Below are 25001 nucleotides of genomic sequence, written 5' to 3'. Positions count from 1 at the left end.
GCCCGGGCCCCCTGTCCCTCCCGCACCCGCGGATACGAAAGGCCGACATGACCGAGACGACCGACACCGCACCCCGGGCCGCTTTCGCGGGCTCGCGGCGTTCGCCGGGGAAAGCCCGCCGGACGACCGGGCGCGGGGCGACGCGGCACCCGGGCGGCCGGGAGCCGCAGGGGCGCTCGTGGCGCCGCTCGCCGCTCCGGCGGAGCACGCCCTGGCTGTTCCTGGCGGCGCCGCTGGCCCTGCTGATCACGTTCACCTACGTCCCGGTGGCGAACATGGTCTTCTACAGCTTCACCGACTGGGACGGCGTCAGCCCCGACAGAAACCTCACGGGCGTCGACAACTACGTACAGATCTTCAGCCGCCCCGAGCTCTTCCGGGTCTTCTTCGTCAGCGGCTACTACCTGGCCGCGTCCGTCCTCCAGATCGCCGTCGCGCTCTACTTCGCGACGGTCCTCAGCTTCGACCTCCGCTTCCGGAACTTCTTCAAGGGGATCCTCTTCTTCCCCTACCTCGTCAACGGCGTCGCGATCGGCTTCGTCTTCCTGTACTTCTTCCAGGACGGCGGCACGCTCGACTCCGTACTGTCCTGGCTCGGCGTACGGACGGACCACGCCTGGCTCGGTGACCCCACCTCGGCCAACATCTCGCTCGCGGGCGTCTCCGTATGGCGTTTCACCGGGCTGAACTTCGTCCTCTTCCTCGGCGCGATCCAGTCCATCCCCGGCGAGCTCTACGAAGCGGCCCAGCTCGACGGCGCCGGGAAGTGGCAGCAGTTCCGGCACATCATCGCCCCGAGCATCAAACCGGTGCTCGGTCTCAGCGCCATCCTCGCGATCTCCGGCTCGCTGTCGGTGTTCGAGATCCCCTACATCATGACCGGCGGCGCGACCGGCACGTCGACCTTCGTCATCCAGACGGTCAAGCTCGCCTTCCAGTTCAACAAGACCGGCCTGGCCTCGGCCGCCGCCGTGGTGCTGCTCGCGATCATCCTCCTGATCACCTGGATCCAGCGCCGCCTCGTGCCCGACGACAAGGTGGACCTCGTATGACCCCGGACCCGACCGCTGCCCTGACCGAGCCTGCGCCGACGGCCGTCTCGGCCGCGCATGCCCTCCGCCCCGCCCGGCGGCGCCGCTTCCCCGTGGGGACCGGCACCGTCCTGACCTACCTGTCGCTGCTCACCGCCACGCTGGTGGTCCTGCTGCCCCTGGCCGTCGTCTTCCTCACCTCCCTCAAGACAGCCGAAGAGGTCTCCGGCGGGAACGCCCTCTCGCTCCCCGGCAACTGGTTGAACGTCGACAACTACGCCACGGCGTTCACCGACGGCCACATGCTCGCCGCCTTCGGCAACACCGCGTTCATCCTCTTCTTCTCGATCGGCGGCACGGTGATCATCGGCTCGATGACGGCGTACGCCATCGACCGGTTCGAGTTCCGCGCCAAGAAGCTCGTGATGGGGCTGTTCCTGGTGGCGACGCTCGTGCCGGGAGTGACGACACAGGTCGCCACCTTCCAGGTGATCAACAGCTTCGAGCTCGTGGACACGCGCTGGGCGCCCATCCTGCTCTACATGGGGACAGACATCGTCTCCGTCTACATCTTCCTGCAGTTCATCCGCTCCATCCCCGTGTCGCTGGACGAGGCGGCCCGGCTCGATGGAGCCAACGCCTTCACCATCTACCGGAAGATCATCTTTCCCCTGCTCAAGCCGGCGATCGCGACCGTGGTGATCATCAAGGGGATCACCACCTACAACGACTTCTACATCCCCTTCCTCTACCTCCACTCCGAGGACCTCGGCACCATCTCCACCGCCCTCTTCCGCTTCAAGGGCCCCTTCGGAGCGCACTGGGAGGCCATCTCGGCGGGCGCGATCCTGGTGATCGTCCCCACCCTGATCGTCTTCCTGCTGCTCCAGCGCTGGATCTACAACGGATTCGCGCAAGGCGCCACGAAATAGACCGTCATGGACCGTCATGGACCGTCATGGACCGTCATGGACCGTCATAGACGGTCATGGACCGTCACCGTCAGGCGGTACGCGCAGGAGGGGAGGTGCTGCCCCTCGGCACGAGCCGGGCGTGGTCCTCCCGCACATCGGGGACGGGCTCACCGGCGATGAGGGAGAGCAGCGCCTCGGCGGCATGGGCCCCGTAGGCCGGGATGTCCCGGGACACGGCGGACAGCGCGGGGCGCACGACCTGCGTGAGGGGCGACTCGTCCCAGGCCACGATGGACAGGTCGCCCGGGATGTCGAGGCGCAGCTCCTGGGCCACCGACAGGGCCGCCACCGCCATGATGTCGTTGTCGAAGACCATCGCGGTGGGACGGTCCGGTCCGATGAGCAGGCGCCGTGCCGCGCGCGCCCCTTCGTCGCCCGTGTAGTCGGTGTGGACGATCTCGGGACCGGGCAGATCCGCCTCTCGGCAGGCGTCCAGCATCACCGCGTCGCGCGCGGCCGTGTGGGCCAGCGCGGCGGGGCCCGCCACCCGGGCGACCCGCCGGTGGCCGAGCGCGGCGAGGTAGCGCACGATCTCGCGCATGCTCTCGCCGTCGTCGGACCACACCGACGGCAGGGACCCCGAGGTCTCCGGAGGGCCGACGACGACCGCGGGCAGACCCATCTCCTCGACCGCCGGCACCCGCGGGTCCGCGGAGTGCAGGTCCACCAGGAAGACCCCGTCCACCCGGCCCTCGCCCCACCACCGCCGGTGGACCGCGCTCTCCTGCTGGTGGGTGTCGACCATCTGCAGCATCAGCGCGTACGACCGCGCGGACAGGACGCTCTCGATGCCGCTGACGAACTCCATGAAGAAGGGCTCGACACCCAGCGTGCGCGCCGGACGGCGCACGACCAGTCCGACCGACTGGGCCCGCGCCCCGCCGAGCACCCTGGCGGCGCTGTTGGGACGCCAGCCGAGCTCCTCCGCGATGGCCTTGACGGCCGCCCGGGTGGCGTCGGACACGCCGGGCCGGTCATTGAGGGCGTACGAGACGGCGACCTTGGAGACGCCGGCGCGACGCGCGATGTCCGCCATCGTCGGCCGCTTCACTCGCCACGCCTCCCACCCGAGCCTGATCAGGTCCTTCGTACCCGCCGGTGACTTTACCGGCCGGTGGCGGGCCGGTGTCCCGCAGGCGCCGGACCGGGCGCCCGGGTGTACGGCGGCGCGGCGGTCAAGGAGGCGTGGCCGCGCCGCACCCCTATGGCGTAGCGGGCCGCATCCTCCGCCGGGGCACGGCGTTGGTCCGGTCGTGACCAAGACCCAACGCGTACTCGCCTCCCTCGCCCTCGCCGCCGCAACCTCCGCGCTGACCGCCCCCACGGCGGACGCGGCCGCCCTCCCCATCGGGCCGCAGGGGCCGTCCCTCCTCAGCCAGGTCGATGAACTGCTGGTGAGCTCCGTGCCCCCGGAGCGCCGCTCCGAGGTGCCGAGGCTGAGCCGGCAGCTCGGCGGGCTCAGCGGGGTGCATCGCCTCGGCGAGCTTCGGCAGCTCGTCGCGCCGGTGGCCCCCGTGCTCGGGCTGGTGCCCGGCGTCAGCTGACAGGGCACCTCGCTACTGTGGACGGACGGTCACCCGGGACAACCGGGTGACCGTCCGTCCGTCGTACGAGAGGTCCCGGCCGTGCGGCCCGGACCACTGGAGGGGGTGGCCCTGTGAGGGTCAAGGATTTCGACCACGTGGTGCTCAACGTGGAGGACGTCGAGCGGTCCCTGGAGTTCTACTGCGGACCCCTCGGCCTGGAGCCGGTACGGGTCGAGGAGTGGCGGGCCGGCAAGGTGCCATTCCCGTCCGTACGGGTCACCCCGACGATGATCATCGACTTGTTGCAGCGCACCCGCGGCGAGTCCAACGTGGACCACATCTGCCTGGTGGTGGACCCCGTGGACTGGCAGGAGGTCATCGACTCCGGCCGGTTCGACGTCCTGGAGGGCCCGGTCAGCCGCTTCGGCGCCCGCGGCACCGCTCAGTCCGTCTACGTGAAGGACCCCGACGGAAACACCGTCGAACTGCGCTGGTACCCGCAGGACGCCGACCAGGACGCCGGCCCGGACGCGCAGGGCTGAGCCCGCGCGGGAGCGCCGCGCCACCGGGCTCGCTCATCCGATGGTGACGACACGCGCCCACGGCGGCGGGGTGTCCGGGACGTAGTCGGGGTTCCTCTCACTCGCGGCCCGGGCGGGGCGGGGGAAGAGACCGACGACGGTGCGGCAGGGCGGAGGCGCGGAGGGCCACGGAGTCTGACCGTCCGTCAGGGCGACGATGACGTCCGGGCGCGGCCCGGAGCGGAGCGCCCGGGCGAAACCGGAGCGCAGGTCCGTCCCTCCGCCACCGATCAGTTCCATGTTCTCGGCGCGGCAGAGCGGGACGGCGACCCGGGCCGCCGCGTCGCAGGAGATCACCGAGACCAGGTCGCGCCGCCCGCCCACCGCCCGCGAGATCGCCGCCACCTCCAGCAGCGCGCTGCCGAGCTCGGCGTCGCTCACCGACCCGGAGGTGTCGATCACGACGCAGACCCGGGGCGGCGTACGGCGCAGGCTCGGCAGCAGCACCCCGGGAACGCCGGCCGAGCGCCGGGACGGGCGCCGGTAGCTGTGGTTCTCGCCCACCCCCGGCGCCCCCACCGCCGAGCGGACCGCCGCACCCAGCAACTTCCGCCACGGCTGCGGCGGATGGAACGCCTCCTCCGCCCAGCGGCGCCACCCCTCCGGCGCGCTGCCCGGCTTGCCCTTGATGCCCTCCGCGACCCGGAAGCGGACCGCGTCCCGCTGCTGCCTGCTCAGGCCGTGTGCCCCGTCGGCCCCCCACTCCCAGGGCCGCTCCTGCCCGTCGGCCCCGCTGCCGCAGTCCAGCCAGGCGAGCTCCGCGGCGAGCCCGGACATCGACGCCGTCCGCAGGTACTCCTCCATCAGCAGGCCCTCGGGCAGCCGCAGCATCTTCGGCAGCACCACGCCGGTCGGCATGGGCAGGCCGTCACCGTAGATGTCGTCGTTGATCTCGAAGTCCGCGGCGATGTTGCGCCGCAGCCTCTCGCCCGCGCCGTACGCCTCGTGCTCCCGCGCGTACCTCTCGCCCCGCCCGTGGTGGTCCCGGAGCAGATGGGAGACCTCGTGCACCCAGACACCCGCCAGCTCCTCCACCGGGGTGCGGGCCACGAAGGCGGGGGAGGCGTAGCAGCGCCAGTGCGCGTCCACCGCCATCGTCGGCACCGACCGGTCCTCCACCACGTGCAGCGCGAAGAGCGCGTCGGCGAGGTAGGGGCGGACCTTCACCGCGTGGAGCCGGGCGGTGAGCAACTTCTCCCTGTCCAGCGGCAGTACGGACCCGACGGCCGACCCACCCGAGCCTGGCGGCGGCTCCGGCGGCGCGGCCCGCACCGGGCGCGGCGGCGCGGGCCGGGACATCGGGCGGGGGAGCGGGCGCGGGACCTGCAGAGGTCTCGCGTGCGGTCCGGGGCGGGGGCCCGGGCGCGGGGCCGCGTGGGGTTCCGGGTGTGGCCCTTGCAGCGGGTCCGGGCGCTGAGCGGGCCCCGTCATCGGCGCTCCCCTGCCGCGGGGCCGGCGCCGGACGCCGCTGTGGCGCGTCCCACCGACCGGTCCGCCCGCTGGGCGAGACCGATCACGCCGGTCAGCCGCTCCACGGCCTCCGGCACCTCCCAGTCGTCGCGCCGCAGCGCCGCCAGCGTCGTCGCCGGCGCGACCAGCAGGTCCGGGGCGCCCGTCTTCAGCGCCCGGACGAGCACCGCCCACCCCGCCTCCCACCGCTCCCGCTCCGGCCGCGCCCCGACGGCGGCCACCACCGCCTCCAGCGTCGCCTGGCGCAGGTCGCCCCGCTCCGGCAGCTCGGCGGCGGCCGGATCGGCCAGCAGCGCCTCCGGGTCCGGCAGGTCCATCCGGTCGAGATGGGCGAGGAGTTCGAGCCCCGGCCCGTCACCCACGGCACCCCGCACCAGCAGCGCCAGCACCTCCCGGGAGACGGAGGCCGCCGTACCGAACGCGAGCAGGGTCAGCGCCGCCTCCCAGCTCCGGGGCGAGGGCCAGGCGCCGCCGCGCCGCGTCTCGGTGCTCGGCAGCCGGTGGATCAGCGTCGGCCGGGCCTTCAGGAACCCGCAGACCGCGCGCCGGGCGAAGGCCACCGCTTCCGGCAGGAGCTCCGGCACCAGCCGGGGCAGTTCCGCGCGGGGCCAGACGCCGCCGAGCCCGCGCACCACCACCTCCCGGTCGTGCACCCAGTACAGGTGCACGAACCGGTTGGCCAGCGGCGGGCTCAGCTCCCAGCCGTCCGCGGCCGACGCGCGCGGATTGGCGGCGGCCACGATCCGTACCCCCGGAGGCAGTCGCAGCTCACCGACCCTCCGCTCCAGGACGACCCGGAGCAGCGCGGCCTGGACGGCCGGGGTGGCGGTGGACAGCTCGTCGAGGAAGAGCAGCCCCCGGCCTGCCCGTACGAGCTCCACAGCCCACTGCGGAGGCGCCATCGGCACGCCCCGCACCGCCGGGTCGTCGCCCACGATGGGCAGCCCGGAGAAGTCGGACGGTTCGTGGACGCTGGCGATCACCGTCGTGAGCGGCAGGTCGAGCGTGGCGGCGAGCTGCGTCAGGGCCGCGGTCTTGCCGATGCCCGGCTCGCCCCAGAGCAGGACGGGCAGGTCGGCCGCGACGGCCAGGGTGAGTGCTTCGAGCTGCTCGTCGGGGCGCGGCTCGGTTGTGGTCGTCCGCAGAAGGGTGAGGAGGCCGTCGGCGACGGCGAGCTGGGCGTCGGCCGCGGAGGCATCAAAGGCCGCGGCGGGGGCGGGGGCGGGCAGGAGCGGACTGGTGGTCATGGGCATCACCTGGGGTGGGAGAAGGGAACGGGACGGACCGTCCCGGAGGTCGTGAAGGCGTGCGGCGCTCGACGCGCCGCGAGCGAAAGGGAACGAAGCGGCCGTCAGGCGGTCAGGCCGGTCCGGGGCCGGGTCCGGCTACCGCGCTTGCGGCGCGACTCGAGAGGCGTACGGCGGTCGAGCCGGGGGCGGTGGGCCGCCGCCGCGTGGCCCGTGTCCGGGGCCTTCCCGGCGGCCCGTACCGCACCGGCGGCGGGGTGGACGGCGACCAGCCCCGAGCGGAAGAGACCGTGGTCGACGCGGCGGGCCGCGGCCGCCCGCAGCTCGTCCCGGAGCGGCCCGTCGCGCAGGACCGCGCCCGGACCGAGCAGGCCCTCGACGACGGCCAGCGCCCCGGCGACGTCACCGTGGCGGAGCCGTTCCCGTACCGCGGGCAGCGCCTCCGGCCGGCGGTGCACCGCGTCGATGGCCCGCAGGCAGGGCAGCGCCGGCCCGCCGAGCGCCACCAGCAGCGCCTCGCGGCGCAGTTGGTCCGGGTCGTGATCGACCGCGGTCAGCACGCCGTCGCGCAGCGCGATCCGGTGGACCTCGCCCCGGCACTCCACCCGGTGCGGATCCCCGGGCCGGGGGCCGACTCCCGGCGCCGGGCCGTACGCGGGCGCGGAGCCGTCCGCGGTCACCGGGCCGACCGCCGCCAGCGCCGCCGTGACGAGCGGGTGCAGCCGCTCGGGCGTGATCAGCCCGGCCCGCAGCAGCTCCAGATCCGGCAGGACCCGGACCGCCGCCTCCGGCAGCACGGGGAGCGCCGCGGCCTCGTGCGGCGGCAGCGCCTCCCGCAACGGCCGCACCACCGGGGCATGGCTGCCGTCGGGAGCGACGAGTTCGAGCACGGCGCGGCTCCGCGCACCGAGCCGCACGGTGAAGGACCCGCGAGCGGGGAGCCCTTCGGCCCGCAGCAACAGCTCCGCCTCGGCGGACCAGTGAGCGGCGGACCAGTGCGCGGCGAACGGGTCGCGGGCTGCCGGCGGCTCGTCCGCCCCGCGCCGCCGCGCCAGTTCGCCGCTGTGCGTGGCGTCCCAGAGGTGCCGGTGCAGGTCAAGCCGGAAGCGCCGGTCGGGGTGCGGATGCGGGTGCGGACGGTCCCAGGGAGTGCCGTCGACCGATCCCTCCCACAGCGCGAGGGACATCCGCTGTCCGGCGTCCGCCCAGGCCGGCGGTGTCCGCACCACCAGCTGCGGCGAGGGGCGGCCGGGGCTCCCGTAGCGGGCCAGCGAGAGGGTGAGGCCGGGCCGGAGCCGCCCGTCGGGGGCGATCCGCGGCATGTGCCAGCGGAGCAGATCCGGCGCCAGCCGGCGCAGGTCCGCACGGAGGCGGGTGGTCAGTTCGGTGCCGTGGCGGTCGCGCACGGCGCGCAGATCGAGATCGACGTCGATCCGGGCGGCGGCGCACGCCCCCGCCCAGTCACCCACCGCACGCCGTGCGGTCGCGGTCTCGATCATGGACGGTGGCACGGCGTACTCGCGCACGCGCTGCCACATCAACAGGCGGGTCGGAATCCCGTTCGCGAAGTGAGGTGCCATCAGCACTCACCTTGAGCGAACGAGTCCCCCCATCCATACGAGGAGAAGTAGTTCATCCCCGGCATCGTAAGCACGCCGCTGATGATCTGTCAGCTGCCTTTTACGGAGGAAAGACAACCGCCGCGGCGGGCACCCGGAGGCGCGCCGCCGCGGCGGACCGTGCGGGGATCAGACCGCGGGGGCCGGGTAGGTCGGGTACTCCACCCCGGAGACGTGCTGCACGACGCGGACGACCTGGCAGGAGTAGCCGAACTCGTTGTCGTACCAGAGGTAGAGGATCGCGTTGTCGCCGTCGACCTTGGTGGCGCCGGCGTCGACGATCGACGCGTGGCGCGAGCCGATGAAGTCGCTCGACACCGCGTCGGGGGCGGTGATGAAGTCGATCTGGCGCTTCAGCGGCGAGGTCAGCGACACGTTGCGGAGGTAGTCGAGGACCTCCTCGCGGGTCGTCTCGCGCCCGAGCCGCAGGCTGAGGATCGCGATCGAGACGTCCGGCACCGGGACGCGGATCGAGCTGCCGGTGATCGGTGCCTTGAGGTTGGGCAGCGCCTTGGCGACGGCCGAGGCGGCACCGGTCTCGGTGATCACCATGTTGAGCGGCGCGGAGCGGCCGCGACGGTCGGCCTTGTGGTAGTTGTCCAGCAGGTTCTGGTCGTTGGTGAACGAGTGGACCGTCTCCACGTGGCCGCGCAGGACGCCGTACTCGTCCGCCATCGCCTTCAGCGGCGGCACGATCGCGTTGGTGGTGCAGGACGCGCAGGACAGGATCTGCTCGTCCGGCTTGATCGTGTCGTGGTTGACGCCGTGGACGATGTTCGGGACGTCGCCCTTGCCCGGCGCCGTCAGGACGACCTTGTCGATGCCCGGACGCAGGTGCTTCGACAGGCCCTCGCGGTCGCGCCACTTGCCGGTGTTGTCGATGAGGATGGCGTTGTTGACGCCGTACGCCGTGTAGTCGACCTCGCTCGGGTCGTTGGCGTAGATGACCTTGATCTCGTTGCCGTTGGCGATGATCGTGCTGTTCGCCTCGTCGACGGTGATCGTGCCCTGGAACTGGCCGTGGATCGAGTCGCGGCGCAGCAGCGAGGCGCGCTTGACGATGTCCTGGTCGCCGCCGCGGCGGACGACGATGGCACGGAGGCGCAGGCCGTTGCCGGAGCCGGTCTTCTCGATCAGCAGGCGGGCCACGAGGCGGCCGATGCGGCCGAAGCCGTAGAGGACGACGTCGCGCGGCTCACGGCACGCGGCCTTGTTCTCGCCCGTGGCGCCGGCGACGGCGTCGGCGGTGAACTCCTCCACCGACAGGCCGCGGCCGTCGGTCCTGTACGTCGCGGCGAGCATGCCGATGTCGATCTGGGACGGGCCCAGGTCGAGCGTGGTGAGCGCGCGCAGGAAGGGCAGAGTCTCGGTGACGGAGAGTTCCTCACCGGCGATCTGCCGGGCGAATCGGTGGGTCTTGAGAATGCTGACCACCGACTTGTTCACCAAGGAGCGGCTGTGCAGCAGGACGGTGACGTCCCGCTCCCGGTGCAGCTTCCCGATCATCGGGATCATCGACTCCGCGATCTCCTCGCGGGTCTTCCAATTGGTGAACGAGTCGTCGTTGACAGTCACAGGTCCATCTTTCGAGCTAGGGGGCGCTCATATGCTAACCCCATGAAAATTTGATCGTTCATGAGGGTCCCCCCAGGCTCACCACCCCCACGGAGCCCCGCCGCACCGCCGCCGCGGCGGCTGAAAAACGCCGCGTCACGCGGGGGCCGCGTGGGCATGATCGGACCGCTCACTACGGCAAGTGACTGGGGGGTTACGTGGGGTGGAAACTCCTGTTCGGCAGGGGTCGCGCGAGGCCGGTCGAGCCCGCCGTCCCCCTGGGATGCGTCATCCGGGCCGAGCACCAACGCACCCGTGAAGCGGTGGACGCCGCCGCCGCGGGCCTGCGCCGGGACGGCCGGGACCTGCAGCAGCGGCAGGACGACGCGCTCGCCGCCCTGGACGGCCTGACGGCGGAGGTCCGCACCCTGCGGCGCGACGTCGCCGAGGGCCTGGACCGCCTCGCCGCCGCGCCTCGGCCGGCCCTCGACGGCGGCAACACCGTCACCAGCGGCAGCGCCGTCACCGGCGAGCACGACGAGCGTCACGACGACCACCAGGAGGGGACGATGGAACGCGACGACGCACACCCCGAGGGCGCCGGTTGCGACGGGCCGGCCGGCCGGAACGGCCGCCCCGCCACGGACGCGCGGCTCAAGAGCGCCATCGAGGCGGCCTACCGCGGCGAGCGCGTGCCTCCCGGCCCGGCGACGGCCGCGGGGACCTCAGGCGCCGAGGCGCCGTCCGAGGAGGAGGTCTCCCACGGTGTGCTGCTGATGAAGGCGGCCGGTCTGGCCAGGGCGGAGCTGGTCATGCACCAGCACCACTGGGAGTTCCTCGCCGCGCTCGCCGCTCCCCATCCCCACTTCCGTACGCCGCATCAGGTCGAAGACCTCGGCGGAGGCAGGCTGCGGGTCACGGTGTCGGGCATGTCCCTGATCGCCCTGCTCATCAAGGTGTGGCACACCCGCGCCGACGCCGAGCCGCTCGGCGCCACGTGGGCCATGGCCGCCACCGTCTACGCACGCATCGCGGACCGGCTGATGGGGGTCGACGGCCCCGGGGAGCCCATCCGCGTCGTCCTCGACGACGGTGTCGAGCAGGAGTCGCGGGACACTCCTCCGCCCGGCGCCGCATAACGCACGCGGCCCGCCGCTCCTACGATGTCCGGAGGCGAGGGGAGGGGGCGGCGCATGAGGACCGGGTGGGACGCGCACGGGCGGGTGCAGCGCGCGCAGCGGTGGGCGGCTAGGGCGTCCCTGGTCTCGGCGGCGCTCGCGGCGCTGATGCCGCTGCTGTACGCGGGCGTCGGCGGCGTCCTGCTGCTCCTCGTCGGCGTCGCCGGCCTGGCCGCCGCGGCGGCCGCCCTGTGGTGGGCGCTGACGACACGCGGAGCGGTACGCGCGGCGGCCGCCGCGCTGGCGGCGGCGACACCCCTCGCCGTCATCGGCCTGTTCGCGGCCGCCGGCCTGCTGCGGGCCCTCGCGGTGTCCCTCGCCCTGTGGGTGGTGGCCGTGTGGACCGGGCGGTACGCGCTGCGGAGCACCGGTCTGCGTCCCGTACGGGCCAAGGAGCTGCGCACGCCGCCGCCGCGCCGTGCCGTCCTGTTCATGAACCCGCGTTCCGGCGGCGCCAAGGTCGAGCGCTTCCGCCTGAGGGAGAAGGCCGAGCGGCTCGGCGCGCGCGTGGTGCTGCTCGACGCGGTGCGACACCAGGACGTCGCGGAGTTGGCCCGGCGGGCGGTGGCGGACGGCGCGGACCTGCTGGGCGTCGCGGGCGGCGACGGCACCCAGGCACTGGTGGCCGCCGTCGCCGCCGAGCACGGAGTGCCGTTCCTCGTCGTCGCCGCCGGGACCCGCAACCACTTCGCGATGGACCTCGGCCTCGACCGCGACGACCCGGCCGCCTGCCTGGACGCGCTCACCGACGGCGTGGAACTCCGGGTCGACCTCGGGTTCGCCGGCGGGCGCCCCTTCGTCAACAACGTCTCCTTCGGCGTCTACGGGGCCGTCGTCCAGAGCCCGGACTACCGCGAGGACAAGGTGGGCACGGCGCTGGACATGCTGCCCGACCTGCTCACCCGGCAGAGCGGGCCCCGGCTGACCGCCCGCGCCGGAGACACGACGCTCACCGGCCCGCAAGCCGTGCTCGTCAGCAACAACCCCTACCGCAGGGACGACCCGTTCGGCCTCGGCCGCCGCGAGCGGCTCGACTCCGGGTTCCTCGGCGTCCTCGGCGTCCGCGTGGACGGCGCCGCCGCGGCCGCCGGGCTGCTGCTCGACCCGGAGGCCAACGGGCTCACGGCGCTCACCGCCCGCGAGGTGGTCGTCGACGCCGACAGCCCGACGATCCAGGTCGGCATCGACGGCGAGGCCCTGGTCCTCCCCGCCCCGGTCCACTGCCGCGTCGCACCGGGCGCGCTGCGCGTCCGCGTACCGCGGCTGCGGCCCGGCGTGCCCGAGGCGCCCCCCGCGCTGGACTGGCGCCGACTGCGCAAACTGGCGGCGGCGGTGGGCCGTACGGCCGTGACCGGACGCCCCGGGTCGCGTCACGCGCACCAGAGGTGACGAAGCTCCCCATCCCTGGCGGGTTTCCGGCCGTTCGGAGATCATCCCGGGATGACCTCACACACCATCACCGCGGCGGCGTCGGGCACCTGGAAACTCGGCGACCTGGAGATCAACCGCATAGGCTTCGGCGCCATGCGCCTGCCGCAGACCGGCGAGGCGTTCGCGGCCGACGCCGCTCCCCGCGACCGCGACCAGGCGATCGCCGTGCTGCGCCGCGCGGTCGAGCTCGGCGTGAACCACATCGACACCGCCGCGTTCTACTTCTCCCGGCTGCGCTCCGCCAACGAGCTGATCAACCGGGCGCTGGCCCCCTACCCGGACGACCTCGTCATCACCACCAAGGTCGGGCCGCACCGCGACCCCTCGGGGGAGTGGTGGCACGCCGAACCCGAGCAGCTGCGCGGCCAGGTGGAGGAGAACCTGCGCCAGCTCGGCCGCGACCACCTCGACGTGGTCAACCTGCGCATGCTCGGCAACCGTTCGATCGCCGACCGCTTCGGCGCCCTGGCCGAACTGCGGGACGCCGGACTCATCCGCCACCTCGGCGTCTCCAACGTCACCCCCGAACAGCTCGCCGAGGCGCGGGCCATCGCGCCGGTGGTGTGCGTACAGAACCAGTACGGCATCGGCGTACGGCCCGACCACGACGCGTTCGTGCGCGACTGCGGCGAGCAGGGGATCGCCTTCGTGCCGTTCTATGCGATCGCCGGCACCGGGCGCGAGGCGGGTGCCAGTGGCGCGGACGGCGACGAGGTGCTCGCCGTGGCGCGCGCCCACGGCGTGAGCGCGGCGCAGGTCCGGCTCGCCTGGACGCTGCACCGCGGACCGCACGTGCTCGCCATCCCCGGTACGGGAGACCCGGACCACCTCACCGCCAACGTGGCCGCCGGCGCCCTGCGCCTGTCCGAGGACGACCTGGCCCTCCTGGACGGCCTCCACCGGCGAGGGGCGTGAACGGGCGCGGGCGGGGGCGCGCGTAGGATCAGCCGGTTCCGCCGCATCCGCGCCCGCCCGAGGAGTAGCCACCGGTGTCCTCCACCCTCACCTCCCACGCGCCGCTTCCGCCCGCCCTGGACATGGAGCGGCTCTGGCACGTGGAGGACGGCATACGGCTCCCGGCGCTGGTGTGGCGCGCGGGAGACGGCTGGCGGATGGCCAGCAGCGCCGTGCTGGGCGGCGGCATCGGGGAACGCGCCTGGGTCCTGAACGCCCAGGTGCCGCACGGCTACCGCCGTACCGACCCCGCCCGCCACCTGGCCGCGCTCGCCCACCGCGCCGGTGCCCGTGGTGACGGCGTCGGGCTGATGACGGCCGCGGACGTCACGCGGTGCGCCCACGCCGCCGACGGCGGCGTGGAAGCGGCCGTCACCGTGGGCCTGGGCGTGTCCACCTGGGCCGCCTCACCGCGGGAGGGCGCGGCCGGCCCGCCGGCCGCCGGGACGATCAACATCGTCGCCGCCGTCCCGGCCGCCCTCACCGACGCCGCCCTCGTCAACGCGGTGGCCACCGCCACCGAGGCGAAGGTCCAGGCACTGCTCGACGCCGGGTTCGACTGCTCGGGAACGCCCACGGACGCCGTATGCGTCGCCGCACGCGCCCCCCGCCCCGGCGAGGAACCGCACGCCTTCGCCGGCCCCCGCTCGCTGTGGGGCGCCCGGCTGGCCCGTGCCGTCCACCGCGCCGTCCTGACGGGGGCGGCGGCGGAGACCGCCTGAGCCCGATCAGACCGACGCGGCCTTCGCGGGCGTCTCCGGGGACTCGGGGGCCCGCTTCGCCGGGGCATTCGTCCCCCGCTCCGCGCGCCGCAGCAGGGCCGCGGCCAGCAGGCCGCCCAGGAGCACGGCGGCCGCACCGACCAGCTGGCTGGTGACCAGGCCGGAGGCGAACGCGTCCGCGACCTGCCGCCGCTCGTCCGCCGAGTCCGCCGCGGCCAGCGCCGCCGGGAGCGAGGCGGCGGCCGGGACCGGAACGAGCGCGGCGAAGCGGGAGTTGAGCACCGCGCCGAGGACGGCGACGCCGAGGCCGTTGCCGAACTCGGTGACGGTGCCCTCGATGCCCGCGCCGACGCCCGCCTTCTCGCGCGGGATCGCGTTCAGGACGGCCACCGCCATGGCCGGGTTCGCCAGTGCGCATCCCGCCCCCATCAAGAGCAGCCCGGCGAGCATGCCCCCGTAGCCCGAGCCCTGCGAGTCGAGCACCGCGACGACCGCGAGGCCGGCCGCGAGCAGGCCCATGCCGAGGGCGACGGAGCCCGGGATGCCCACGGCCCGGCTGGCGCGGGCCGCGACACCGGTGAAGTTCAGCAGCACGATGGTCAGCGCGAACGGCGCCGTGCGCAGCCCCGCCTCCAGCGCGTCGTACCCGTGCACGAACTGCAGCTGCTGGGTCAGCAGGTACAGCGCGCCCCCGCTGCCGAAGGTGATCAGCAGGGCGCCGGCGATGGCGCCGGTGAAGGTGCGGTCGCGGAAGAAGCCTAGGTCCAGCATGGGATGCGCGACGCGGCGCTCCCACCGTACGAAGGCGGTCGCCGTGACGGCGACGACGGCCGCGCCCACGAGCACCGGCCCCGAGGTCCAGCCGTGTTCGGGCCCCGTGATGACGACGTAGACGAGCGACGCCATGCCCACGGTGGACAGCAGCGCGCCCGGCAGGTCGGGGCGCGCCCCGCCCGGAGCGGTGCTCTCCGGTACGAGTACGGCGGCCGCGACGAGCCCGAGCGCGACCACCGGCAGGTTGACCAGGAAGAGGGCGCCCCACCAGAAGTGGGCGAGGACCACGCCGCCCACCAGAGGCCCGGCGGCGAAGCCCAAGGCGTTGACGGCGGCCCAGATGCCGATCGCCCGTACGCGCTCCGGCTCGGGGAAGACCTGGAGTGCGACGGCGAGCGTGGTGGTCAGCAACAGGGCCGCGCCGACGCCCATTCCGGCGCGGGCGGCGATCAACTGGCCGGTGGACTGGGCCAGTCCGGCCGCCAGGGAGCCCAGCCCGAACAGCGCGAGCCCGGTCAGGAGCATCCGCTTGCGCCCGTAGCGGTCCGCCGCGCCGCCCGCCGTGAGCAGCAGCCCCGACTGGACCAGCGCGTAGGCGTTGATGACCCACTGGATGTCGGCGGCGGAGGCGCCGAGGTCCCGGGTGAGGGTGGGCACGGCGACGTTGAGGATGGTGTTGTCGAGGATCACCACGAGCTGCGCCAGACAGATGACGCCCAGGATGAGCCAGCGCCGGGGGTGCCCCTCGGATAGGACGGGGTGCTGCGGGGACACGGTCGGCATGCGGCTCCTTCACGAGAATAACTTAGGTGAGCCTAACCAACTCTCACGGGCGTCCGTGTGCGGGGGTGGCCGTCGCGCCCCCTCGGGGTATGCGCAGGTCAGCGGCCCGACCTCCTTCGTTTCTCCCGGGTCCGTGGTGACGGTCTCACGGCGCACGCGTGACGAAGAGTGGTGTTCCGGGGCGGGAGGCGGGTGAAATCCTCGCCAGTGATCCCGGGTGAACGTTCCCCCGAAGACCCGTCGGCGGATCTGCCTCCCTGATCGTCGTCGCCCACCGCATCGGCTCGGCGCTGCGGGCCGACCGGATCCTGGTCATGGACGGTACGCGGATCCGCGTCGGCACCCACGAGGAGCTGATGGCCCGGTCCGCGCTCGACCGCGACCTGGCGGGGTACTGGAGCGACGGGGACGGCGTGGCCCCGGCCGCGGGCGCCCGGGTCACAGCCAACCGGACTCCCGCGCTATCCGGATCGCGTCGATCCGGTCACGCGCCCCGGCGCTCCGCGCTCCCGGCGGATTTCAGCGCGTCGGAGGCGGGGGTGGCGTCGGCGGCGGGGGAGCCAGCGCCCACCGGATCGTCCTGGTCAGCGCATGTCCGCCGGGCCGTACGCAGGCCGCCTCCACCACCGGCAGGTACGGCAGCCGCAGCGGCCCCCGCGCCCACCGCGGCAGCGTGGAGACGGCGTTCGCGGCGAGGACGGCGTACGGGCCGCGGGCGACCGCAGGCAGCGGCGGGCGCAGCAGGAGGAAGCGCGCCGCCTCGCGCGCCTCCGGTGTGGCGCGCAGCTCCGGGCGGTAGGCGGCCAGCCGTTCGGTGAGCCCGGCCAGATCGCGGGGCGGGTCCACCACCCCGAGCGCGGCCGCGACGCGTGCCGTGTCGGCGACGTACGCGTCGCAGCCCTCGGCGTCCAGCGGGTGCGCGCCGTAGCGCTGATGGGCGCACAGGAAGCTGTCCACCTCGGCGACGTGCACCCACGCCAGCAGGTGCGGGTCGGCGGCGTGGTACGGCTCCCCGTCGGCGGTCACGCCCTTCACCCGCTCGTGCACGGCGCGGACGCGGTCCACCGCCCGCTGGGCGTCCTCGGCGGCGCCGTACGTCGTCATCGCGAGGAAGGTGCTGGTGCGCTGGAGGCGCCCCCAGGGGTCGCCGCGGTAGTCGGAGTGGCCCGCCACGGCGGCCATGGCCAGCGGGTGCAGCGACTGCAGCAGCAGCGCGCGCAGCCCGCCGATGAACATCGAGGCGTCGCCGTGGACCCGGCGGATCGGCCGGTCCGGGCCGAACCAGCGGGGCCCTGGCGTGCCGTGGATACGGGCGCGGTTCTCCCGGCCGGCGGGGCCGGCGACCCGGGTGAACAGGCTGGTGCCGAGCCGCTCCCGCAGCTCGGTGAGGCCCGGCGCGGAGATGTCCATTCGTCAAGTATCCGCCCGGCGCCCGCTCCCTCCGCAAGAGCCGTGCTCGCGAAACCGCCCCTCCTAAGGGGTGTCTTGCCGATCTTGCCGGGCTCGCGGCGTCTGGCACCGCACCTCTCCCCCGTAGCCCTGCGGGCAACGGGGGAGGCTCCCTCCTTCGCCTTGCGATGCGTCCCCCAGGCCCTGCGGGCCTGGGGAGACCCCATGCACCAGACGCCGCTCCCTGATCCGGCCTGATCGGCAAGACACCCCCTACCGCAGTGCGTGCACCCCCGCCGCGAACACCGGCGGCAGCCGGGACGCCACCGGTACGACCAGGCGGGCGGTGCCCGGCCGGCTGCTGAGCCGCACCAGCGCCTCGGTCAGCAGCCGGTGCCGCCGCGACAGCCGCCGCCAGGCCCCTTCGTACGCGCGCGGGCGCCCCGCCCGCAGGCACGCCACCGCCGCCTCGGCCGACGCCAGCGCGAGCGCGACGCCCTCGCCGGTGAGCGCGTCCACGTACCCGGCGGCGTCCCCGACGAGCAGCACGCGGCCGGCCACCCGGGCGCGCACCCGCTGCCGCAGCGGCCCGGCGCCCCGCACGGCGCTCGTCGGCGCCGCGCCCCGCAGCCGGCCGGCCACCTCGGGGAAGGCACCCAGGTGCAGGTCGTAGCCGCGTCTCACCGTGCTCAGCACCGCCACGCCCACCAGGTCGTCGGCCACCGGTGTCACATACGCCTCCCCGTACGGCGACCAGTGCACCTCCACGAAGTCCGACCACGGCGCCACCCGGTAGTGCCGCCGCAGACCGTAGCGCCGGGGCAGCCGGTGGCCCGGCAGCTCCAGGCCGAGGGCGCGCCGCACGGGGGAGTGCAAGCCGTCGGCCGCGACCAGCCACCGCGCCCGCAGCCCCGCGGCGCTCACCCCGTCCGCGTCCTGCCGTACGTCACCGGCCCTGCCCTCCACGACCCGGACCCCCAGCTCGGCGGCCCGGCCCGCCAGCGCCGCGTGCAGGACGGTGCGGCGCACGCCCAGGCCCGTGCCGTCCCGGAAGGCCGCCTGTGCCCGGTGAGGCCCGTCGACGTACCGGATACCGCGCAGCTCCCGCCCCGCCGGGGCGACGCCCAGCGCACGCAGGGAGCGCACGCCGCCCGGCATGACACCCTCGCCGCACGCCTTGTCCACCGGGCCCGGGCGCGGCTCCACCACGACCGCCTCCCAGCCGGCGAGCGCCGCGTGGATCGCCGCGGCGAGCCCGGCGGGACCGCCGCCCGCCACCAGCAGGTCGATCACCGTGCGGCCTCCACGCCCGGCACCGACCCCAGCGCCGCCTCCTCGCACCGGATCCGTACGGACAGCAGCACACCGTTGGCCACCGTGAACAGCGCCGCCGTCACCCACGCCCCGTGCACCAGCGGCAGCGCCAGGCCCTCGACGACCACCGCCACGTAGTTCGGGTGGCGCAGCCACCGGTACGGGCCCCCGGACACCAGCGGCAGGCCGGGCACGACGAGCACCCGGGTGTTCCAGCGCGGCCCCAGCGTGTACACGCACCACCAGCGCAGGGCCTGTGCCGCCACGACGACGGCCACCATGGCCCAGCCGAGCACGGGCGGGAACGGGCGCCCGGCGGCCCACACCTCGGCGAGGCAGCCGACGAGCAGCCCGGTGTGGAGCACCACCATCACCGGGTAGTGGCCCCGTCCGGACTCGACGGCGCCGCGCGCGAGACTCCAGCGCGTGTGGCGACGGGCGACCACGAGCTCCGCGACGCGCTCCACGCCGACGGCCAGCACCAGCACCACGTACCAGACCATGTTGTTCCTCTCCCGAATCTCCCGAGTCCGTCTCCCCGATTCCCGATTCCCCGACTCACCAGCGCAGCAGGACCAGTTCGGTACAGAAGCCGGGCCCCATGGCGAGCAGCAGCCCGGGCGTGCCCGACGGCGGCCGTCCGGAGCCGGACGCCAGGGTGTCGCGCAGGACGTGCAGCACCGAGGCGGACGACAGGTTGCCGACCTCGGCGAGCGAGCGCCGGCTCACGTCCAGGGCGCACCCCGGCAGGTCGAGCGCCTCCGCGACCGCGTCCAGGATCCGGGGCCCACCGGCATGGCACACCCACGCCGTCACGTCCTGCCGCCCCAGCCCCTGGTCGGCGAGGAAGGCGTCGACGTCCTCGGCGAGGTTCTTGCGTACGAGTTCGGGGACGGCGGGGTCGAGCACGACGCGGAAGCCGGAGGCCGTGACGTCCCAGCCCAGCAGCCGCTCGGTGTCCGGATACAGCCGGCTGCGGCTCGCCACCACGCTCGGTGCGGACCCGGCCGCCGGCTGCCGCCGGGCACCGCAGGCGACGACGGCAGCGGCTCCGTCGCCGAACAGGGCGGTCGCGATCAGGTTGGCCGGTGACGCGTCCGCCCGCTGGAAGGTCAGGGAGCACAGCTCGACGGAGAGCAGCACGGCCACGTCGTGCGGGCGGCCCAGCAGGTAGTCGTGCACCCGGGCGAGTCCGGCCGCGCCCGCCACGCAGCCCAGCCCGAAGACCGGCAGCCGCTTGACGTCCGGCCGCATCCCGAGGCGCCCGGCCAGCCGGGCGTCCACGGACGGCGCGGCGATACCGGTGACGGACGTGAAGACCAGCAGGTCGACATCGCGCGGCGACAGACCCGCCTCCCGCAGCGCCCCCGCGACGGCCTCGGCGCCGAGCTCGACGGCGCCCGCGATGAAGACGTCGTTGACCTTGCCGAAGTCGTCGAACTCGCCGTAGCGGTCCAGCGGCAGCAGCGTGTGACGCGTGTTCACCCGGGCGCCGCGGTGCAGACGGTCGAGCGCGCGCCGGTCGGCACCGGCGGGCAGGCAGGCCCGGGCCACCATGTCGGTGATCTCGCGCTGGGTGTGCCGGTGCGGCGCCACGACTCCGTGGACGGCTGCGATCCGCGTCATCAGGGCTCCAGGTCGGGGGGCGTCGTGCCCCTATGCCTGCCACCGCCCGGCGCCGTCGTACCGCTGATCGCCCGTTGGGCGCCTACGATCGCCGCGTGCGTGCCACCACCGACCGGGCCGGCACCGACCGGACCGGCACCGATGCCCATGCCGACGCTCATGCCGTACGCGCCCGGCGCCGCGCCCTCCGCGCCTGCGGCGGGCTGCTGAGGGCCTGTCACCCGCTGCCCACGGCGGCCGTCACCCTGCTGGTCGCGGCGCTGGCCGCCACCGCCGGGCACGACCGGCGCGGCTGCCTCCTGCTGGCGGCCGCGGTGCTGGCGGGCCAGCTGTCGGTGGGCTGGTGCAACGACGCCGTCGACGCCCGCCGCGACCGCGCCGCCGAGCGGTACGCCAAGCCGGTGGTGTCCGGCGCGGTGAGCGTGACGGCCGTACGGGCCGCGGCCCTGGTGGCCCTGGCGCTCAGCGTGCCGCTCTCCCTGGCCTGCGGCCCGCTCGCCGGAAGCGTCCACCTCGCCGGTGTCGCCGCCGCGTGGGCGTACAACCTGGGTGTGAAGGCGACCGCGCTGTCCTGGCTGCCGTACGCGATCGGCTTCGCCGCCCTGCCCTCCTTCGTCGCACTCGCCCTGCCGGGGAACCCGTGGCCCGCATGGTGGGTGGCCGTCTGCGGCGCGCTGCTGGGCGTGGGCGCGCACCTGGGCAACGTGCTGCCCGACATCCCGTCGGACGTCGCCGCGGGGGTACGCGGCTGGCCCCAGCGGCTCGGCCCCGCCCGGACGCGGGCGCTGATGCCGGTTCCGCTGGTGGCGGCGTCCGCCGTGGCCGCGCTGTCCGGCGGCTCCGGTCTCGCGGGCCTGCTCGGGCTGTCGGCGGCCGTTCTTGCCTCCGCGGTCGGCGCGCTCGCCGGGCGCCGCCGCGCCGAGGCGCCGTTCCGGGCGGCGATCGTCGTGGCGGCCATCGACGTGGCGATGCTCGTCGGGCGGGGAGCCGCGCTCACGTGACACCCCGGGACATAGGATCCCCGGAATCATTCCGATCATCCGACCCGGGGGGAACATCCATGTCACGTCACGCGCTCAGCCGCAGAAGACTGCTGGCCACCACCGCCGGCGCGGGCGCCGCGCTGGCGGCCGGCCCGGCGGCGGGCACCGCGTCCGCCGCGGACGCGCCGGCGCCCAACCCGTACCAGCTCAAGCTCCCGCACCAGATAGAGGCCGAAACCCTCGTCGACTACCTGCGGATGCGGCCCTGGAGCGACGGCGCCAACCGCTACAAGACGGCGGGACAGTTCCCGGACGAGAACTCCGCGCTGGCCTGGGGTGCGCCGGGCCGCCCCGAGCAGTTCTCCGCGCTCGCCCAGTGCTCGTCGTTCCTGACGATGGTCCTGCAGCGCGCCTACGGCACCGGAACGGCGTACGGCTGGGCCACCAGGGAGTACTTCGCCGAGCACTTCAAGACCGAGGCCGGCAAGTTCTACCCGACGGCCGAGAAGTTCCGCGAGGGCTTCGCGAACGCGGCGGCCATCCCGCACTTCACCGGAGTCACCAAGCCGGTCAACCTCCGGCCCGGAGACCTGGTCGCCTTCGACTACGACCCGGACGTCACCACCGAGCCGTACACCGGGCACATCGTCATGATCCGGGAGCGCAAGGGCACGCTGGCGTCGTCGGTGGACAGCCAGGTCGGCGAGGGCGTCATCCCGTACGTCTTCGAGATCGTCGACTGCACCAGCGACCCGCACGGCAACCCGGCCGCCTCCGCGAGCGCCGAGGCGACCTACCGCGCCTTCCCCGACACCCGTATCGAGGAGGCGGCCGGCGCTCCCACCGGCTGGACGGAGCACAACGGCGTCGGCTACGGCCACATGGTCTTCTACGCGGACCCCACCACGAAGCTCTTCGCCGGTTACCGCTGGAGCGTCAACTCCTCGACCCCCCGCAAGGCGGCCGACCGCCCGATCGCGGCGGCCCGCGTGTACCTGGGCTGAACCGGACCACCACGCCCGGCGGGCCCAAGGGCCCGCCGGGCGCTTTGTCCTGCGCGCGGAAGAAGTGGGGAATCCGCGTGCGAAAGGGGTTACGCGCCCGGACCAAGCCCGCTAACTTCCTTGAAATGAACCGGTCATGAGTCGACGGCCGGTGACCTTCGGCGCGACGGCGCGCGCCGGTGCTCCCCCGGCAGGCCCCTTCCCCGGCCCGCCGACCCCCACGGACACCTCACGGGAGACTCTGTGCGCAAAAAACCGTTCCGATCGTTCCTGCCATCCGCACCTTCCGGATTACGTCGGACCCCGGCCCTCCTCCTCGCCGCGCTGCTCGGCGGCGCGCTCCTCGCCCCCGCCGGACCGGCCGCGGCGGCGCCGCCCGCCCCCGAGACGGCCCAGGCCACCCAGGCCGCCGCGGCCGAGGAGTTCCAGCAGGTCACCCTCGCCAAGGGGGTGGCCGAGACGGGCGAGCCCATGACCATGGCGGTGCTCCCCGACCGCTCGGTGCTGCACACCTCGCGCGACGGCACCCTGCGCCTCACCGACGCCGCCGGCACCACCAAGGTCTCGGGCAAGCTCGACGTCTACACCCACGACGAGGAGGGCCTCCAGGGCGTCGGCGTGGACCCCGCCTTCGCCTCCAACCGGTACGTCTACCTCTACTACGCCCCCAAGCTCACCACCCCGGCCGGTGACGCCCCGGGCGACGGCACCGCCGCCGACTTCGCCCCGTACGACGGCGTGAACCGGCTCTCCCGCTTCACCCTCAACACCGACGGCACCCTGAACACCAGCAGCGAGAAGAAGATCCTCGACGTGCCCGCGAGCCGCGGCATCTGCTGCCACGTCGGCGGCGACATCGACTTCGACGCGCAGGGAAACCTGTACCTGTCGACCGGCGACGACTCCAACCCCTTCGCCTCCGACGGCTACACCCCGATCGACGAGCGCGCCTCGCGCAACCCCGCGTACGACGCCCAGCGCTCCGCCGGCAACACCAACGACCTGCGCGGCAAGGTCCTGCGCATCAAGGTGGCCGCCGACGGCTCGTACACCATCCCGGCCGGCAACCTCTTCGCGCCCGGCACCGCGCGGACCCGCCCCGAGATCTACGCCATGGGCTTCCGCAACCCGTTCCGGATGAGCGTCGACAAGGCGACCGGGACCGTCTACCTCGGCGACTACGGACCGGACGCGGGCACCGCGAACCCCTCGCGCGGACCCGCCGGACAGGTCGAGTTCAACCGCATCACCAAGGCGGGCAACTACGGCTGGCCCTACTGCGTCGGCAAGAACGCCGCCTACACCGACTTCGACTTCGCCACCGGCACCTCCGGCGCGGCCTTCACCTGCGCCGCCCCGAAGAACACCTCGCCCCGCAACACCGGCCTGACCGACCTGCCGCCCGCGCAGCCCGCGTGGATCCCGTACGACGGCGGCTCGGTCCCCGAGTTCGGCAGCGGCTCCGAGTCCCCCATGGGAGGACCGGTCTACCGCTACGACGCGGCCTCCACCTCGCCCGTGAAGTTCCCGCAGAGCTACGACGGCAACTTCTTCGCCGGCGAGTTCGGCCGCAAGTGGATCAAGCGCATCGCGCAGACCGCCGACGGCACCGTCCAGTCCATCAACGCCTTCCCCTGGAGCGGCACCCAGGTGATGGACATGGCCTTCGGCCCGGACGGCGCCCTGTACGTCCTGGACTACGGCACCGGCTACTTCAACGGTGACGCGAACTCCGCGCTGTACCGCATCGAGCACATCACCGGAGGCCGCTCCCCGGTCGCCCAGGCCAAGGCCGACCGCACCTCCGGCAAGGCCCCGCTCACCGTGGCCTTCTCCTCCGCGGGCAGCTCCGACCCCGACGGCGACCCGCTCACCTACCGCTGGACCTTCGGCGACGGGGCCGTCTCGACCGCCGCGAACCCGTCCCACACGTACACGGCCAACGGCCAGTACACCGCCACCCTCACCGTCTCCGACTCCACGGGCCGCAGCGCCAGTGCCTCCGTCCAGGTGACCGTCGGCAACACGGCACCCACCGTGAAGCTCGAACTGCCCGTGGACGGGCGGATCATCGACCCCGGCGCGGCGGTCCCCTTCAAGGTCACCGTGACCGACCCCGAGGACGGCACCATCGACTGCTCCAAGGTCAAGGTCACCTTCATCCTCGGCCACGACAGCCACGGCCACCCGCAGACCTCGGCGACCGGCTGCTCCGGCACCGTGCAGACCATCGCGGACGGCGAACACGACCCGAACGCCAACGTCTTCGGCGTCTGGGACGCGGAGTACACCGACAAGGGCGCGAACGGCCAGCCCGCGCTCACCAGCCACGACCAGCACATCAGCCAGCCCAGCCACCGGCAGGCCGAGCACTACGGCGGCTCCTCGGGCGTCCAGGTCGTCAGCCACACCGCCGCCCACGGCGGCAAGACGGTCGGCTACATCGACAACGGCGACTGGATCTCCTTCACGCCGTACGCGCTCGACGACGCCGAGCGGTTCACCGCCCGCGTCTCCTCCGGCGGGACGGGCGGCACCATCGAGGTACGCGCCGGCTCGCCCACCGGCACCCTGCTGGGCACCGTGACGGTGCCCGTCACCGGCGGCTGGGAGACCTTCCAGGAGGTCACCACCCCGCTGACCAACCGGCCCGCCTCCACCACCACCCTCCACCTCGTCTTCAAGGGCGGCACGGGCGCGCTCTTCGACGTGGACGACTTCCACTTCACGACCGCCGGCACCGGTGCCCGGACGGGTGAGGTGAAGGGCGTCAACGGCAAGTGCCTGGACGTGGCGGGCGGTTCGTCGGCCGACGGTACGCAGGCGCAGCTGTGGTCCTGC

21 protein-coding genes are annotated in these 25001 nt (G+C 74.0%); 11 read left to right on the top strand and 10 right to left on the bottom strand.

From position 1 onward, the window contains the following. The first annotated feature begins 47 nt into the window (after nucleotides 1-47). Nucleotides 48-1052, top strand: a complete 1005-nt coding sequence (locus ABZX67_RS16755) for a sugar ABC transporter permease (RefSeq protein WP_355360461.1) — start codon at nucleotides 48-50, stop codon at nucleotides 1050-1052. Continuing rightward, on the top strand, nucleotides 1049-1963 hold the full coding sequence (locus ABZX67_RS16750) for a carbohydrate ABC transporter permease (RefSeq protein ID WP_355360458.1): 915 nt from the start codon (nucleotides 1049-1051) through the stop codon (nucleotides 1961-1963). Before ABZX67_RS16755 ends, ABZX67_RS16750 begins: the two co-directional genes overlap by 4 nt. A 70-nt stretch (nucleotides 1964-2033) precedes the next feature. Here the strand turns inward: ABZX67_RS16750 and ABZX67_RS16745 are convergent, their stop codons facing one another. Then, nucleotides 2034-3056 carry a LacI family DNA-binding transcriptional regulator gene (locus ABZX67_RS16745; protein ID WP_355360455.1) on the bottom strand — a complete coding sequence of 341 codons (1023 nt, stop codon included), beginning with the start codon at nucleotides 3054-3056 and terminating at the stop codon, nucleotides 2034-2036. 202 nt (nucleotides 3057-3258) lie between these two features. Between ABZX67_RS16745 and ABZX67_RS16740 the strand changes: the two genes are divergently transcribed. Together ABZX67_RS16740 and ABZX67_RS16735 are read left to right on the top strand one after the other, a co-directional pair. Further along, nucleotides 3259-3549 (top strand): hypothetical protein, encoded by a 291-nt coding sequence (locus ABZX67_RS16740; protein ID WP_355360452.1) that lies wholly within the window; start codon nucleotides 3259-3261, stop codon nucleotides 3547-3549. A gap of 113 nt (nucleotides 3550-3662) precedes the next feature. Then, nucleotides 3663-4073: a VOC family protein gene (locus ABZX67_RS16735; protein ID WP_355360449.1), complete on the top strand. Its 411-nt coding sequence runs from the start codon at nucleotides 3663-3665 to the stop codon at nucleotides 4071-4073. 33 nt (nucleotides 4074-4106) lie between these two features. Here the strand turns inward: ABZX67_RS16735 and ABZX67_RS16730 are convergent, their stop codons facing one another. From ABZX67_RS16730 to ABZX67_RS16715, 4 genes are all read right to left on the bottom strand, one after another. Then, nucleotides 4107-5411: a VWA-like domain-containing protein gene (locus ABZX67_RS16730; RefSeq protein ID WP_355360446.1), complete on the bottom strand. Its 1305-nt coding sequence runs from the start codon at nucleotides 5409-5411 to the stop codon at nucleotides 4107-4109. Nucleotides 5412-5539: 128 nt separating this feature from the next. Further along, on the bottom strand, nucleotides 5540-6829 hold the full coding sequence (locus ABZX67_RS16725) for a MoxR family ATPase (RefSeq protein ID WP_355360443.1): 1290 nt from the start codon (nucleotides 6827-6829) through the stop codon (nucleotides 5540-5542). Between the two features lie 104 nt (nucleotides 6830-6933). Beyond that, nucleotides 6934-8409: a hypothetical protein gene (locus tag ABZX67_RS16720; RefSeq protein WP_355360440.1), complete on the bottom strand. Its 1476-nt coding sequence runs from the start codon at nucleotides 8407-8409 to the stop codon at nucleotides 6934-6936. 168 nt (nucleotides 8410-8577) lie between these two features. Beyond that, nucleotides 8578-10023 (bottom strand): glyceraldehyde-3-phosphate dehydrogenase, encoded by a 1446-nt coding sequence (locus tag ABZX67_RS16715; RefSeq protein ID WP_355360437.1) that lies wholly within the window; start codon nucleotides 10021-10023, stop codon nucleotides 8578-8580. Between the two features lie 302 nt (nucleotides 10024-10325). On the opposite strand from ABZX67_RS16715, the gene ABZX67_RS16710 reads away from it, so the two are divergent. From ABZX67_RS16710 to ABZX67_RS16695, 4 genes are all read left to right on the top strand, one after another. After that, entirely contained in the window at nucleotides 10326-11141 is an 816-nt protein-coding gene (locus ABZX67_RS16710) for a hypothetical protein (RefSeq protein ID WP_355360434.1), read from the top strand. Nucleotides 11142-11195: 54 nt separating this feature from the next. After that, nucleotides 11196-12569 carry a diacylglycerol kinase family protein gene (locus ABZX67_RS16705; protein WP_355360432.1) on the top strand — a complete coding sequence of 458 codons (1374 nt, stop codon included), beginning with the start codon at nucleotides 11196-11198 and terminating at the stop codon, nucleotides 12567-12569. A gap of 51 nt (nucleotides 12570-12620) precedes the next feature. Beyond that, entirely contained in the window at nucleotides 12621-13526 is a 906-nt protein-coding gene (locus ABZX67_RS16700; RefSeq protein ID WP_355360429.1) for an oxidoreductase, read from the top strand. 122 nt (nucleotides 13527-13648) lie between these two features. Continuing rightward, nucleotides 13649-14287, top strand: coding sequence for an adenosylcobinamide amidohydrolase (locus ABZX67_RS16695; RefSeq protein WP_355360733.1), 639 nt, complete (start codon nucleotides 13649-13651; stop codon nucleotides 14285-14287). Between the two features lie 6 nt (nucleotides 14288-14293). On the opposite strand, the gene ABZX67_RS16690 is transcribed toward ABZX67_RS16695, so the two are convergent. From ABZX67_RS16690 to ABZX67_RS16670, 5 genes are all read right to left on the bottom strand, one after another. Continuing rightward, nucleotides 14294-15844 (bottom strand): MFS transporter, encoded by a 1551-nt coding sequence (locus ABZX67_RS16690; protein ID WP_355360427.1) that lies wholly within the window; start codon nucleotides 15842-15844, stop codon nucleotides 14294-14296. A 519-nt stretch (nucleotides 15845-16363) separates the two neighbouring features. Then, complete coding sequence (locus ABZX67_RS16685; protein ID WP_355360425.1) at nucleotides 16364-17254, bottom strand: oxygenase MpaB family protein; 891 nt, start codon at nucleotides 17252-17254, stop codon at nucleotides 16364-16366. Nucleotides 17255-17506: 252 nt separating this feature from the next. Next, the gene (locus tag ABZX67_RS16680) at nucleotides 17507-18526 is read right to left on the bottom strand and encodes an FAD-dependent monooxygenase (RefSeq protein ID WP_355360422.1); all 1020 of its coding nucleotides are present in this window, start codon (nucleotides 18524-18526) and stop codon (nucleotides 17507-17509) included. Further along, nucleotides 18523-19050 carry an isoprenylcysteine carboxyl methyltransferase family protein gene (locus ABZX67_RS16675; protein WP_355360419.1) on the bottom strand — a complete coding sequence of 176 codons (528 nt, stop codon included), beginning with the start codon at nucleotides 19048-19050 and terminating at the stop codon, nucleotides 18523-18525. Before ABZX67_RS16675 ends, ABZX67_RS16680 begins: the two co-directional genes overlap by 4 nt. Nucleotides 19051-19105: 55 nt before the next feature. Then, complete coding sequence (locus ABZX67_RS16670; RefSeq protein WP_355360416.1) at nucleotides 19106-20173, bottom strand: 3-oxoacyl-[acyl-carrier-protein] synthase III C-terminal domain-containing protein; 1068 nt, start codon at nucleotides 20171-20173, stop codon at nucleotides 19106-19108. 95 nt (nucleotides 20174-20268) lie between these two features. On the opposite strand from ABZX67_RS16670, the gene ABZX67_RS16665 reads away from it, so the two are divergent. From ABZX67_RS16665 to ABZX67_RS16655, 3 genes are all read left to right on the top strand, one after another. Continuing rightward, complete coding sequence (locus tag ABZX67_RS16665) at nucleotides 20269-21174, top strand: UbiA family prenyltransferase (protein WP_355360413.1); 906 nt, start codon at nucleotides 20269-20271, stop codon at nucleotides 21172-21174. Nucleotides 21175-21233: 59 nt separating this feature from the next. After that, entirely contained in the window at nucleotides 21234-22160 is a 927-nt protein-coding gene (locus ABZX67_RS16660; RefSeq protein WP_355360410.1) for a hypothetical protein, read from the top strand. A 324-nt stretch (nucleotides 22161-22484) separates the two neighbouring features. Beyond that, nucleotides 22485-25001 (top strand): PQQ-dependent sugar dehydrogenase (locus tag ABZX67_RS16655; RefSeq protein ID WP_355360730.1); only part of this gene is annotated, 2517 nt, incomplete at its 3' end.

This window comes from Streptomyces sp. NPDC003036 (assembly GCF_040611175.1).
Taxonomy (GTDB): domain Bacteria; phylum Actinomycetota; class Actinomycetes; order Streptomycetales; family Streptomycetaceae; genus Streptomyces.
The sequence above is the reverse complement of the archived record's forward strand: the minus strand, read 5'-3'. Positions and strand labels throughout refer to the sequence as shown.

Excerpts from the sequence above, each read along its gene's own strand:
- ABZX67_RS16755 (WP_355360461.1), top strand. The coding sequence starts at position 48 with ATGACCGAGACGACCGACACCGCACCCCGGGCCGCTTTCGCGGGCTCG.
- ABZX67_RS16750 (WP_355360458.1), top strand. The coding sequence starts at position 1,049 with ATGACCCCGGACCCGACCGCTGCCCTGACCGAGCCTGCGCCGACGGCC.
- ABZX67_RS16730 (WP_355360446.1), bottom strand. The coding sequence starts at position 5,411 with ATGTCCCGGCCCGCGCCGCCGCGCCCGGTGCGGGCCGCGCCGCCGGAG.
- ABZX67_RS16725 (WP_355360443.1), bottom strand. The coding sequence starts at position 6,829 with ATGACCACCAGTCCGCTCCTGCCCGCCCCCGCCCCCGCCGCGGCCTTT.
- ABZX67_RS16720 (WP_355360440.1), bottom strand. The coding sequence starts at position 8,409 with ATGGCACCTCACTTCGCGAACGGGATTCCGACCCGCCTGTTGATGTGG.
- ABZX67_RS16705 (WP_355360432.1), top strand. The coding sequence starts at position 11,196 with ATGAGGACCGGGTGGGACGCGCACGGGCGGGTGCAGCGCGCGCAGCGG.
- ABZX67_RS16700 (WP_355360429.1), top strand. The coding sequence starts at position 12,621 with ATGACCTCACACACCATCACCGCGGCGGCGTCGGGCACCTGGAAACTC.
- ABZX67_RS16695 (WP_355360733.1), top strand. The coding sequence starts at position 13,649 with ATGGAGCGGCTCTGGCACGTGGAGGACGGCATACGGCTCCCGGCGCTG.
- ABZX67_RS16690 (WP_355360427.1), bottom strand. The coding sequence starts at position 15,844 with ATGCCGACCGTGTCCCCGCAGCACCCCGTCCTATCCGAGGGGCACCCC.
- ABZX67_RS16685 (WP_355360425.1), bottom strand. The coding sequence starts at position 17,254 with ATGGACATCTCCGCGCCGGGCCTCACCGAGCTGCGGGAGCGGCTCGGC.
- ABZX67_RS16675 (WP_355360419.1), bottom strand. The coding sequence starts at position 19,050 with ATGGTCTGGTACGTGGTGCTGGTGCTGGCCGTCGGCGTGGAGCGCGTC.
- ABZX67_RS16670 (WP_355360416.1), bottom strand. The coding sequence starts at position 20,173 with ATGACGCGGATCGCAGCCGTCCACGGAGTCGTGGCGCCGCACCGGCAC.
- ABZX67_RS16660 (WP_355360410.1), top strand. The coding sequence starts at position 21,234 with ATGTCACGTCACGCGCTCAGCCGCAGAAGACTGCTGGCCACCACCGCC.